The sequence below is a fragment of the Pacificispira sp. genome (genome assembly GCF_965228185.1).
In the GTDB taxonomy this organism is placed as follows: Bacteria; Pseudomonadota; Alphaproteobacteria; order UBA8366; family Aestuariispiraceae; genus Pacificispira.
On sequence record NZ_CBDDHE010000008.1, the window covers coordinates 455,276 to 467,494 of the forward strand.

At 63.9% G+C, this 12,219-nt stretch carries 13 protein-coding genes and 1 tRNA gene; 8 read left to right on the forward strand and 6 right to left on the reverse strand.

Features of this window, described 5'->3' with window-relative positions; all coding sequences use genetic code 11:
* Positions 1-4: 4 nt before the first annotated feature.
* Genes folD through ACO06O_RS16915 form a run of 3 tightly spaced genes read right to left on the reverse strand, consistent with a single transcriptional unit; the run spans position 5 to position 1,657 of the window.
* On the reverse strand, positions 5-898 hold the full coding sequence (gene folD, locus ACO06O_RS16905) for a bifunctional methylenetetrahydrofolate dehydrogenase/methenyltetrahydrofolate cyclohydrolase FolD (RefSeq protein ID WP_421882349.1): 894 nt from the start codon (positions 896-898) through the stop codon (positions 5-7).
* A gap of 26 nt (positions 899-924) precedes the next feature.
* A complete protein-coding gene (locus ACO06O_RS16910) occupies positions 925-1,260 on the reverse strand; it encodes a DUF167 domain-containing protein (protein WP_420418744.1) in 336 nt (111 codons plus the stop codon).
* Positions 1,261-1,267: 7 nt separating this feature from the next.
* A complete protein-coding gene (locus tag ACO06O_RS16915) occupies positions 1,268-1,657 on the reverse strand; it encodes a YggT family protein (protein WP_420418745.1) in 390 nt (129 codons plus the stop codon).
* A 103-nt stretch (positions 1,658-1,760) separates the two neighbouring features.
* Here ACO06O_RS16915 and ACO06O_RS16920 point away from each other — a divergent pair.
* Positions 1,761-1,836: transfer RNA gene (locus tag ACO06O_RS16920), tRNA-Ala, on the forward strand.
* A gap of 42 nt (positions 1,837-1,878) precedes the next feature.
* Here ACO06O_RS16920 and ACO06O_RS16925 read toward each other — a convergent pair.
* Positions 1,879-2,643 (reverse strand): DUF6969 family protein, encoded by a 765-nt coding sequence (locus ACO06O_RS16925; protein WP_421882352.1) that lies wholly within the window; start codon positions 2,641-2,643, stop codon positions 1,879-1,881.
* Positions 2,644-2,792: 149 nt separating this feature from the next.
* Entirely contained in the window at positions 2,793-3,413 is a 621-nt protein-coding gene (locus tag ACO06O_RS16930; RefSeq protein ID WP_421882355.1) for an FMN-dependent NADH-azoreductase, read from the reverse strand.
* A gap of 218 nt (positions 3,414-3,631) precedes the next feature.
* Between ACO06O_RS16930 and rmuC the strand changes: the two genes are divergently transcribed.
* From rmuC to ACO06O_RS16965, 7 genes are all read left to right on the forward strand, one after another.
* On the forward strand, positions 3,632-5,107 hold the full coding sequence (gene rmuC / locus ACO06O_RS16935) for a DNA recombination protein RmuC (RefSeq protein WP_421882359.1): 1,476 nt from the start codon (positions 3,632-3,634) through the stop codon (positions 5,105-5,107).
* Positions 5,108-5,198: 91 nt separating this feature from the next.
* Entirely contained in the window at positions 5,199-6,761 is a 1,563-nt protein-coding gene (locus tag ACO06O_RS16940; protein WP_421882362.1) for an EAL domain-containing protein, read from the forward strand.
* 88 nt (positions 6,762-6,849) lie between these two features.
* On the forward strand, positions 6,850-8,076 hold the full coding sequence (gene acdA, locus ACO06O_RS16945) for a 3-sulfinopropanoyl-CoA desulfinase (RefSeq protein WP_421882366.1): 1,227 nt from the start codon (positions 6,850-6,852) through the stop codon (positions 8,074-8,076).
* Between the two features lie 20 nt (positions 8,077-8,096).
* The gene (locus ACO06O_RS16950) at positions 8,097-9,353 is read left to right on the forward strand and encodes a CaiB/BaiF CoA transferase family protein (protein WP_421882369.1); all 1,257 of its coding nucleotides are present in this window, start codon (positions 8,097-8,099) and stop codon (positions 9,351-9,353) included.
* 82 nt (positions 9,354-9,435) lie between these two features.
* Complete coding sequence (locus tag ACO06O_RS16955; protein ID WP_421882372.1) at positions 9,436-9,816, forward strand: VOC family protein; 381 nt, start codon at positions 9,436-9,438, stop codon at positions 9,814-9,816.
* Positions 9,817-9,819: 3 nt separating this feature from the next.
* A complete protein-coding gene (locus ACO06O_RS16960) occupies positions 9,820-10,521 on the forward strand; it encodes a helix-turn-helix transcriptional regulator (protein ID WP_421882375.1) in 702 nt (233 codons plus the stop codon).
* Between the two features lie 167 nt (positions 10,522-10,688).
* Positions 10,689-11,723 carry a hypothetical protein gene (locus tag ACO06O_RS16965; protein WP_421882377.1) on the forward strand — a complete coding sequence of 345 codons (1,035 nt, stop codon included), beginning with the start codon at positions 10,689-10,691 and terminating at the stop codon, positions 11,721-11,723.
* Positions 11,724-11,734: 11 nt separating this feature from the next.
* Here ACO06O_RS16965 and ACO06O_RS16970 read toward each other — a convergent pair whose 3' ends face one another.
* Positions 11,735-12,166: a c-type cytochrome gene (locus ACO06O_RS16970; protein WP_421882379.1), complete on the reverse strand. Its 432-nt coding sequence runs from the start codon at positions 12,164-12,166 to the stop codon at positions 11,735-11,737.
* Between the last annotated feature and the right edge of the window lie 53 nt (positions 12,167-12,219).

Consider the following 12,219-nt stretch of genomic DNA (forward strand, 5'->3'; position numbering starts at 1 on the left):
GCGATTACATGTCGGGTTCGGCGATCCCGTTCTGACGGCAGGCGGCGGTGACCGTATTGCGCAGCAGGCAGGCGATGGTCATCGGGCCGACCCCGCCCGGCACCGGCGTGATGGCCGACGCGACGGCCTTTGCGCTGGCGAAATCGACATCGCCGACCAGCCGCGTCCCACCCTCCGGCTTGTCGATCCGGTTGATGCCGACATCGATGACAACCGCACCCGGTTTCAGCCAATCGCCCTTGACCATTTCCGGCCGGCCGACGGCGGCGATGACGATATCCGCCTGTCCGACTTCGCCCGGCAGGTCCGCCGTGCGCGAATGCGCCACCGTGACAGTGCAGCTTTCCTGAAGCAGCAGGTTGAACATGGGCTTGCCGACGATGTTCGACCGGCCGACGACGATCGCCTTCTTCCCCGACAGCGAACCGCCGAAATGATCGCGCAACAGCAGCAGACAGCCCAGCGGCGTGCAGGGCACCAGCGCGTCCGAACTGCCCGTGTTCAGGCGCCCGACATTAACGACATGGAAGCCGTCGACATCCTTGTCGGGGTCGATCGCGGCCAGCACTGCCTGTTCGTCTATCTGTTTCGGCAGGGGAAGCTGAACCAGGATACCGTTGACCCGGGGATCGGCGTTCAATTCGTGGACCTTGGCCAGAAGCGTTTCCTGGCTGGTGGTCTCGTCCATCTTGAACTCGAAGCTCTGCATGCCGGCTTCCAGCGTCTGCTTGCCCTTGTTGCGGACATAGACCTGACTGGCCGGATCTTCGCCGACCAAAACCACCGCCAGACCGGGCGTCACGCCGTGATCCGCCTTCAGCGCCGCCACCGCGCCCGCGACCCGTTCGCGCAATCCCGCCGCGAAAGCCTTGCCGTCGATGATCTGAGCGTCCGCCATGTCCTGTTCCCTTCCTGATGGATCGGTTATCCGATTTTCGCATCCGCGCCCGACAGCCCCAGCGCAGCGGCGATCCGCGCGGCCAGGTCTTCCGGGTCTCCGGAAATCGCGACGACCTTAGTGCGATCCGTCGCGCCGGAAACCACTTTCAGCGACGTTTTCGGGCATTTGAACGTCTTCGCCAGCAATCGGATCAGCGCCGCATTGGCCTTTCCGTCGACCGGGGGTGCCGTGACCTGCACCTTCAACAGGCGGGTCGCGTCCGGTCCGTCTGCGGGCCCGGCGATCCGGTCCGCCGCCGCCTTGGGCGTCAGCTTCACCGTCAGACGCAGGCCGTCCGGTCCATCGCGCCGCAGCAGCACAGGCCGATCAGATCAGGGATGCGGCGATGTTCGCCAGAACCATCTGCAGGAAGATGAGGATCAGGATCAGGACGATCGGCGACAGGTCCACCGGTCCCAGATCGGGCAAGACCCGCCGGATCGGCCGCAGCGCCGGTTCCGTCACCCGATACAGGAAATCCCCGATCATATAGACAAAACGGTTGCTGGTATTGATCACATTAAGGGCGACGAGCCAGCTCATCACCGCCGAAGCGATGATCAGGTAGAAATAGAATTGAATGGCCAGATTAATGACCGTGAACAACGGCCCGATGATCACATCCATCTTGCTGAACCCGCCCTTTTCGTTCGATCCGGCTTGCGTCGCCCCTTTGGCAGACAGAAATAGGGCCCTCGGCACGGAACCGCAAGACATGTCGCCCGGAAGCCCGCACTTCCGTCGATTTCGCGTCTTGACAGACGGCACTGCCGCGACGATATTCCGCCGCGCTTTCGGGGGGACCCCCGTCGGCGACATTGGGGCGGTAGCTCAGCTGGGAGAGCGTCGCGTTCGCAATGCGAAGGTCGGGAGTTCGATCCTCCTCCGCTCCACCATCGAAACCCTCCGGGACGACCGGGGGGTTTCGCATTTCCGGGTCATGCGTCCCGCAGCGCCGCCATCTGTGCCTCGACATCGATGTCCAGTTCGGACGTGACCTCCAGGTCGCGGTCTTCGAAGACATCCCGGTCCGGGTACCGCCCCTGCCAGGCCGCGACCGCCTCGTCCCGGCGTTCCAGCAGATAGCGGATCTGGGGGTCGAACAGGCGCATCAGATGGGTCAGCCACACATTCGTCGCCCAGGACGGGAAAGTGTGGTCGATCTCGAACCGTTCGATCATCCGGATCATATCCGCCGCCGGATACCAGGTCTCGTCGGTCACCCAGCGGTTGGTGGTGAAAAGCTTCGTCGCATGGCCCTTCCGGTCGCAACAAACGGCGGCGATATGCGCGCCGATCCGGGCGCTGTTGGCCTTCTGCGGCGGGTCGACAAGTGCGGGTTCGACGCCGTCCGGCATGCCGTCATAGCGCAGGAAGGTATGGAAATGGCCGTGCTCTCCGGGGCGTTCCGCCTCCGGATGCGAATGGTAATAGTATTGCGATTGGGTTTCCCAATCGATCGCGTCGCCCTTGGGATAATGGTTCCATTGATAGAAGGTGCCTTGGTGGCGCAGCACCTCGCCGACCACGTTGCTGGAGGTCTTGCGCAGCACGCGCTGACAGTTCAGCACGACCTCGCCCGCCGCGCGCATCCGGTCCAGATCGGCGCGGCTGCGGCCCGCCAGCGCCGCGGCCAGATCGAAACACGGCGTGTCCGGCGCCCCGTCGTCCATCCTTTCGGCCTGCATCGGCGATTTCGCCATCGCGCGTCACCCTTTCAGCCCCACCGCTGTCCGGGCGCGATTGTTTCATCGTGCCTGCAACAGAACAAGACCCGGCGCCCGCCCCGATCCAATGGGATCGGTGAAGGCACCGGGTCTCTTGGGGGACGCGAAATGTCTTGGCGTGCCGGTCAGGCCGCGATGGCCGCGATTTCGGACTGCGCCTTTTCATGCGCGGCTTCGTCGGCCACCTGCTGTCCGGCGCCGAATACGGTGACATCGGAAATGCCGATGAAGCCCAGCACGAATTTCATATGCGTCGTCGCGAAATCCGCTTCGGAGCCGATGGCGACCCCGCCCGACGCGGCGACGATGTAACCCTTCTTGCCCTTCAGCAGGCCTTCCGGGCCGTTTTCGGTGTAGCGGAAGGTTTCCCGGGCACGGGCGATCTGGTCGACCCAGGCCTTCAGGGCGGCCGGGATACCGAAATTGTAGATCGGCACGCCGACAACGACGATATCCGCCGCCTTCAATTCGGCCACCAATTGGTCCGAATGAGCCAGGGCGGCGCGTTGGGCCTCGCTGCGGGCGTCCGGATCGGTGAAGTTCGCATTGACCCAATCGGCATCCAACAGCGGGGTCACCGTGTCGGACACGTCGCGCTCCACGACTTCCAACGCGCCATGCTTGGCCTCAAGGGAGGCGATCAGATCGCCGGTCAGGCGGCGGGTCGTCGATTCCGGCCCCCGCGCGCTGGAATCGATGCGCAGGACATTCAACGGACGGGCGCTATCGGTGCGGTCGATGCTCATTGTTCTGTCTCCTGGTTTGGGACCGGGGCCGCGTTGGCGCCGGACCGGTTGTGTCTTGCCCAAGGAGATTGTCACGGAAGACAAAGATGATAATCGCCCAACCCATAACATTATTGTTTCCCAGAACGTTCCAATCTGACAGGTTGGGCGGTGGGAGCGAATCGGGTTTTCTGATCCCTTGTCGGCCCGAGAGCGCCCGATATTCAAGGAGAGCCGTCATGCCATTCGAACTGTCCATCGCGGCGGCCATCGCCGGGGGCGGGGTTGCCCTGGGTTTCGTTCTGGTCTGGGCCTTCGCCCTGCGTCCCCGGACGGGCCAGATCGAGAGTTTGAACGCTGCACTGGAGGACACCCGCGCGATCCTGGACACCTGCCGGGCCGATCTGTCGGCCGCCACGGCCCGGGAACAGGCGCTGCGCGAGGAACGCGACGCCCTGCGCCAGGAGCGCCAGGAGCTGCGCGACCGCGCCGAAACCCTGGCCCGCGACCTGACCGACCGCCGGGTGGAGGTCGAGAACCTGCAGACGACCCTGTCCGGCGAGCGCAAGGCCCATGCGGAAAAGCGCGAAGAACTGAACAATGTCCGCGACCAGATCGAAAAAGAACTGAAGATCATGATGGGCGCGCTGCTGGAGACCTCCTCCAAATCCTTCCTGGAACGGGCCCAGGAAGTGATGAAGACGCAGCAGGAAAAGGGCGAGACCGGCATGCAGGGCCTGGTCGGCCCACTGAAGGAGGCGCTGGGCCAATTCCAGAAGCAGGTGTCCGAGATGGAGACCCGCCGCAAGCATGACGAAGGGCAGTTGATCCAGCAGATCCGCCATATCTCGGACAGCCATTCGAAGCTGAACGACACGACGACCAATCTGGTCAACGCCCTGCGCAGCGCCCCGAAGACGCGCGGCCGCTGGGGCGAACAGCAATTGCGCACCGTGCTGGAACTGGCCGGCATGTCGGAATATGTCGACTTCGAGACCGAGAAACATTTCGCCACCGAGGACGGGTCCCGCCGCCCGGACGTGGTCCTGCGCATGCCGGGCGACCGGACCCTGGTGGTCGATGCCAAGACGTCCTTGAGCGCCTATCTGGAGGCGATGGAGGCCGACAGCGAGGAGCTGCGCGAGGCCAAACTGGCGGAGCACGCGCGCCAGATTCGCACCCATGTCGATCAACTGGGCCGCAAGGAATACTGGAAGGGCCTACCGACCAACACGGTCGATTTCGTCGTCATGTTCGTACCGGGCGAGCCGATGTACGCGGCCGCCATGGCCCGCGATCCGTCGCTGTTCGAAGACGCCTGGGACAAGAAGGTGATCGTCTGCTCCCCCACCACGCTGCTGGGCCTGGCCAAGGCCATCGCCTATGGCTGGCGGCAGGAAAAGGCGTCGAAGGACGCCCAAAAGGTGCATGAGGTCGCGACCGAACTGTACCGCCGCATGGTCAAGCTGGGCGAGGACGTGGCCGGCATGACCAAGTCGCTGCAGGGCCATGTTAACAAGCACAACAAGTTCGTCGCCAGCCTGGAAAGCCGGGTCCTGCCCCAGGCGCGCAAGATGGCCGATCTGTCCGTCGGCGACAGCCACGGCACGATCCAGGATCTGGAACCGATCGAGCAGGATGTCCGCGCGCCCTTGCCCGACCGCGACCTGGAACTGCCCCTGCCGGCACCGGACGAGCACGAACCCGCCGAGTGAGGCCGCACACGCTGCCGATTGCCCGGCTTTCATAAATCCGAAATACTCATCGGTATAGGTTTGCGCCGATTTGGGGAGCGGATTGGGTCACGTGTCGTCGACGTCGCGTCGGAAATATCTCATCTGGGTATCGATTTTGGCCGGTCTGGCGGCGGCCACGGCGGTCCTGCTATTGAGTTGGGCGATCACGCTGGCGGACGCGTTCGACGATTTGCGCCTGCGTTATGACGGGTTCGAAGGCCGCGTCAGCGAAATCGCGACCGAGAACGATAAGCTGTTCGCCCTGCTGGAACGGATTCCCGATCCGCCCTGCAGCGAACCCTTCCTGACCGCGATGCGCACGGCCCAGTTCCAGGCCTCCCATGTCCGGGATATCGGCTATCTGAACGACGATTGGCTGCTCTGCTCCTCCACCGGCGGCGTCCTGCCGGAACCGTTCAAGGACGAGATGGAGACGATCCCCCTGCCGACCGGCGACCGGCTGCTGCTGAACGTGCCGCTGGTCGTGACCCAGGGTGTGATTCAGGGGCACATCGTCTTTTCCGGCAATTTCAACATCGTCTTCCGACGCGACTTCCTGAATTCCGCGTTGGGATACGATGCCCATTCCACGGTTTATGTCCGCGACCGGGAGAACCGTTATACGCTGCTGCATGGCGATGAGAGCAACGTGCCGCCCGAAACGACGGCGGAAAGCGTCGGAATCGATCGCGGCCGGCTGACCCTGTCCGGCTGCAGTGCCGCCGTGCGCAACGGGCTGTGCGGCACCTTCGCGCTGCCGCTGCTGGCGCCGATGAGCGATCCGGTGACGACGGGCCTGACCATCATCGCCGCGTTCAGTGCCGGCATCACGGCGGCGGGCATATGCTTCGCGCGCCTTCGGAAACTGAACCGGTTCCACCGCCGTTTCCTGCGCGGCTTTCGGTCGATGCGTTTCGAATGCCGCTACCAACCCTTCGTCGACGCCAAGGACCATCGGACGCTGGGTTGCGAAGTGCTGGTCCGGTGGCGCGACGATGACGGCAGCATCGTGCCGCCGGATGCCTTCCTGCCCATCGTACGCAGCAAGGGGCTGGGCGACGATCTGTTCCGCTTCGTGGTGGAACGGACCTTCCGGGATCTGGGCGCATTGCTGAAACAGACCGGCCTGAAAGTGTCCTTCAACGTCAATCCGACGGAATTCCGCACCGACCTGCTGCTGAGTACCTTGCTGCCCTATCGCGACAGCCATCCGGAGACCGAAATCGTCGTCGAGATCACCGAGGACGAACTGGCCAAGGCCCATGAGATCCGCAGCGCCGCCAGCGTCCTGCGCGGTCACGGCATCCGGGTATCCATCGACGATTTCGGCACCGGCTATTCCTCACTGAGCTATCTGGCCGACCTGCATCTGGACGAGTTGAAGATCGACCGCAGCTTCGTCATGGGGCTGGAGGCCGACACGATCCGGGCCGAGATCGTCACCCGCATGGTGCAACTAGCCGGCGCCCTGAACACGACAATCGTCGCCGAGGGGATCGAGACCTTCGATCAGGCCCAGCGCCTGACGGAGGTCGGCGTGCACGAGTTGCAAGGATATTTCTTTTCCAAGCCCATGGAGCCCGAAGCCTTCATCCAGCGGGTTGAGGGCGAGCGCGCGGCAAAGGCCGCCTGAATCCGCTGGAAGAAAGGCGTCATGGGAGGCGGTCTTGCCTAAGGCGGCGGGAAGCGCGACAGTTTCCGCCCATAAGGAGGAACGCCCCATGAGCCAGTTCGAACTGACCCCGGCACAATTGGAATTCCGCGCCCGCGCCCGCGATTTCGCCCGCGCGAAAGTGGCCCCGCGCGCCGCCGAAGTCGACCGGACGGAGGCCTATCCCTGGGATACGGTCGAAGCCATGGCGGCGGAGGGATTCTTCGGCATCACCATCCCCGAGGCCTATGGCGGCAAGGGCGCCAGCTTCCTGGACGCGACCCTGCTGATCGAGGAAATGGCCAAGGTCTGCGGCGTCACCGGGCGCATTGCGGTCGAGGCCAATATGGGCGCGATCTCCGCCGTCATGCAGTACGGCAACGACGCGCAGAAGAAGGCCTGCGCCGAGCGCGTTCTGGCCGGCGACAAGCCGGCGATCTGCATCACCGAACCGGAGGCCGGATCGGCCGCGACGGAGATGACGACCCGCGCCGACAAGCGTGGCGACGTCTATGTCGTCAATGGCGGCAAGCATTGGATCACCGGCGGCGGCGTGTCCAACACCCATCTGATCTTCGCCCGCGTCTTCGACGAGGCGGGAGAGGAACAGGGGATCGGCGGGTTCCTGGCCTTCCTGGACGAAAAGCCGGATGGGCTGGTCATCGGCAAGCGCGAACCGACCATGGGCCTGCGGGGCATCCCGGAGACCGAAATCCTGTTCAACGATCTGGAAATTCCGGCGGACCGGGTGGTCCTGCCGCCATCCGGTTTCCGGCGCGGATTCGCCGATCTTATGAACGCCTATAATTCCCAGCGTTGCGGCGCGGCGACGGTCGCGCTGGGCCTGGCTCAGGGCGCCTATGAGCTGGGCATCGACTGGCTCAAGGAACGCGAACAGTTCGGACGCCCCCTGGCGGAATTCCAGGGCCTGCAATGGATGGCGGCCGATATGTCGATCCAACTGGACGCCGCCCGGATCATGATCCACCGCGCGGCGGCCAGCGCCGATCCCTTCCCGGATCCGCTGATGGCGGCCCAGGCCAAGGTGCTGGCATCGGAATCGGCGATCAGGATCACCAATGACGCGCTGCAATTCTTCGGCGCGCGCGGCTATTCCCGGAACCGGCCGATGGAACGTATCGCCCGCGACGCGCGCATGTTCACCATCGGCGGCGGCACGGCGCAGGTTCTGCGCACCCTGATCGCCGGGCGCGTCCTGGATATGAAGACCCCACAGACCCGCGACGGATACGCGAAACTGGCCGCAAAGGCCGACCGCAAGGCCGCCGCGGAATAACCCCCAACGGAACAGACAATATGACCGATACCCCGTTGCCGCTGGACGGCGTGCGCATTCTCGACCTCAGCCGCATCCTGGCCGGCCCGACCGCGACCCAGTTGCTGGGCGATCTGGGCGCCGACGTGATCAAGGTGGAACGGCCCGGCGCGGGCGACGACACGCGCAAATGGGGCCCTCCCTTCGTGACCGGCGACGGCGGCGAACCGACGGATGAAAGCGCCTATTACCTGTCCGCCAACCGGAACAAGCGGTCGATTACCGTCAACCTGGCAAGCGCCGAGGGTCAGGCCCTGATCCGACGCCTGATCCCGGAATGCGACATCCTGGTTGAGAATTACAAGACGGGCGGATTGAAGAAATACGGCCTGTCCTATGACGACCTGAAGGACGAGTTCCCGTCCCTGGTCTATTGTTCCGTCACCGGTTTCGGCCAGACCGGCCCCTATGCCAGCCGCGCCGGATACGATTTCCTGGCCCAAGGTCTGGGCGGGATCATGTCGCTGACCGGGCCGAAGGACGGGCCGCCGATGAAATGCGGCGTCGGCATCGCCGATGTGATGTGCGGCATGTATGCCGCGACATCGATCCTGGCCGCCCTGCGCCACCGCGACCGGACCGGCCAGGGCCAACAGATCGACTGTGCCCTGCTGGACACTCAGGTTGCCTGGCTGATCAATGAGGGGTGCAATTACCTGCTGTCCGGAAAGCGCCCGGTGCCTCAGGGGAACGAGCATCCGAACATCGTGCCCTATTCGGTCCTGGAATCCAGCGACGGCTATTTCATCCTGGCCGTCGGGAACGACAGCCAGTACCAGAAATGGTGCGACTTTGCGGGCGCCGCCGATTTGGCAGCCGATCCGCGCTTCACGACAAACTCGCTGCGGGTCCGGAATCGCGAGGCGCTCTACGCCGCCATGCCGGCCTATACCCGCCGGAAGACGTCGCAGGAATGGATCGACGGTCTGGCGGCGCGCGGCGTGCCCTGCGGCCCGATCAAGCATGTCGACGAGGTGTTCGAGGACCCGCAAATCGTCGCCCGCAACATGCGGGTCGATGTCCCCCATCACCAGGCCCAATCCGGCACGGTGCCGCTGATCGCCAATCCGGTGAAATTCTCCGAAACACCGGTCCGCTATCGCCATGCCCCGCCGACGCTGGGTCAGCACACGCAAGAAATCCTGAAGGATGTCCTGGGGCTCGACGACGACGAAATCGCGGCCCTGGCCCGGAACGGGGCCCTGACCCAAACCGGGGGTCAGTCGCCAGGCGATTGATCCTGACAGGGTTCCTGACAGAATGCTGTCAGGAGGGGTGGCGTAAAAGACGCGGCATCGAAAACCCAACGGGAGAGACCCCATGCCGTACACACCCATGAACTTCGCCGTCTGGACCGAAATCCCGGTCGCCGACCTGGACAAGGGCATCGCCTTCTACAGCGACGTCTTCGGGATCGAAATGAAGAAGGACGAAACCGGTCCGAACCCGATCGCCATGTTCCCGACCTGGGACGACACCGGCGTCGCCGGGCATCTCTATGCCGGGAAGCCGGCCATCGACGGATCGGGTCCGACGATCCACTTCGCCAGCCCGGGCAAGCTGGAAGACACGGTCGCCAAGGTCGCCCCGGCCGGCGGCACGGTGGTCAGCGACGCGATCGAAATTCCGCCCGGACGCTTCACCTATTGCAAGGACCCGGACGGCAATTCCTTCAGCATCTTCGAAGCCAAGGCGGCCTGACCCATGCGACGCGCCGACCGCCTGTTTCAGATCGTCCAGCATCTGCGGGGCGGTCGGCTCGTCACCGCCGCAAAACTGGCCGACTGGCTGGAAGTCTCCGAACGCACGATCTACCGCGACATTTCCGACCTTCAAGGCTCCGGCGTTCCGATCGAGGGGGAGGCGGGGGTCGGCTATGTCATGCGGGCGGGTTACGACCTGCCGCCGCTGATGTTCACCCGGGACGAGGTCGTCGCCCTGGTCGCCGGGGCGCGGCTGATCCGTGCCTGGGGCGGCGCCGCCATGGCCCGCGCGGCGGAAGAAGCCCTGATCAAGATCGAAACCGTCCTGCCTGACGAGGCGCGCGAACGTGTCGCGCGGACGGAAATTCACGCCTTCGCCGTGGGCATGACCCCCGAAATCCGCGCGCGGATCGACGCCCTGGACCTGGCGACCGACCGGCGCCAGCGGATCGAGTTGAAATACCGCGACGAAGCCGGGAAAGAGACTGTGCGTGTCGTCCGCCCCCTGGGCCTATGGTTCTGGGGAAAGGTCTGGACCCTGATCGCCTGGTGCGAGATGCGCGACGATTTCCGCATGTTCCGGGTCGACCGGATCGCCGAGCTGACCGATACCGGCACCCGGTTCAAACCGGAACGCGGCCGCTCCCTGACGGATTTCTATCGCGCCATGGAAGCCGAGGGACATTCCCGGCCCGGCTGTTGAACCGCCCTCGGCCCGCCCCTATCACTCCACCCTGTCATTTCGCCCTTTAAGCCTGCGGTCGGGCGTTCTAGGCATTGGAATGGAAAAAGAATTTCGCGAATGCGCAGCCCTGTTTACCATGTAAGGTTAATGGGCAACCGCTATGCCAGCCTGGGGGAAGGCACTATATGACGGAAGAGGAGAAACCGCGCCCGGACGACCCCAGGGACAGCCTGCACATGCTGCCCCTGTCGACGATTCCGATCGAAACCCCGGTTCTGCGCCGCGCCCTGCTGGTCAAGAACAACCGCCTGGAAACCGCGGTTGAGATGTTTTCCGGGGCAGAATCCGGCAGCGGTCACATCTATCCCGCCGATTTGAAGGACAGTTTTCCGGAGGTCGACCAGGACCTGCTGGACGCCGACGTCAAGAAGATCCGCAAGCTCGGCCTGATGCCCAGCTTCGACGTGTATTCCTGCCGCATCTCCCTGCGCTCACTAGGGATTGAGGTGAACAGCCAGGATGCCCTACGCCTGTCCGACCAGAAGAACCTGGAACTGGCGGACCGGATGAAGGAGTTCACCCGGCCGCTGATCCTGCAGGTCTTCGGGTCGGAGATCGACGGCACGGACAGCGCGTCCGACCTGATCGGCCTGCTGCGGAATCCCGACAAGACGGAAGCCATGCGCCGGCTGAACCGTCTGGCCGAGGAGTTGAAAATCAACGTCACCGAAATCCCGAACTTCATCGAGGATTACGGTGACATCTTCCTGTCCCTCGCCTATTTCCGCGACCGGCTGGATCATGTCGTACCGATCATCGACAATTTCTTGAGTTGGATGGACGAGTTGCGCGAGACCTGGATGATCAAGAACGATCGGCCCAAGGACAAGCTGCTGGCCGGGGTCAATGCCGACCTGTCCGACATTTCCGGATCGATCACCGGCCGTTTCGAAAGCTTCGATCGGAAGACCAAGGATTTCTGGGACGATATTTCGGCCGAGCGGTTCCGTGAGGTCCGGCGGCTGATCACCGATCACCATGTGACGGTCGGCGGGGTTTTGTGCGGCCTGACCCTGAAAATGGATCACTGGAAGCGACGGTTCACCAAACAGAACCCGGGCGGCCCACAGGCGCGCCTGGAATTCATCATGGGGGAAATCCTGCCCGGGCTGGACCAGATCAAACGTCTGGAACAGCGCGCGGGTAGTGTCCGGAAATAGGCTTCGCCACCCTACTGGCTCAAGGAAATCAGATAGGCCGCAACATCCGCCGCGCCTTTTTCGTCTCTCAGCCGATAGGTCATGCTGGTCCGACCGCCGGCGGAAACTCCGGCATCACTGGTGAATTTCTCCAGAAACCCTTGAGGGTCCTGCACATAGGCGGCCATGGTGTCGGCGGTCCAGGTCAACCCGGCCCCGGCCGACGCCTGCATAATTTTGGAATAGCGCGGGAAGTTTTCGGCCTGACCGGCGGCCCGGTTCCCGACGCCATGCAAGGACGGGCCGGTCATCCGCTTGCCGGGTTCCAGCGAATGGCAGGTGTCGCAGCGTGTCTCGAAGATCTTTTGACCATTGGCGATATCCGCTTCGGCGAAGGCGGGTGTGGCGGCGCCGGTCAACAGCGCGGCGGCAAGAACCATGGTCAGGCGGGTGGTGGATTTCATACTGAAGCTCCCGGCAGGTAATCAGTGCGTTGGGAAAGCATATAGGAAGGCGC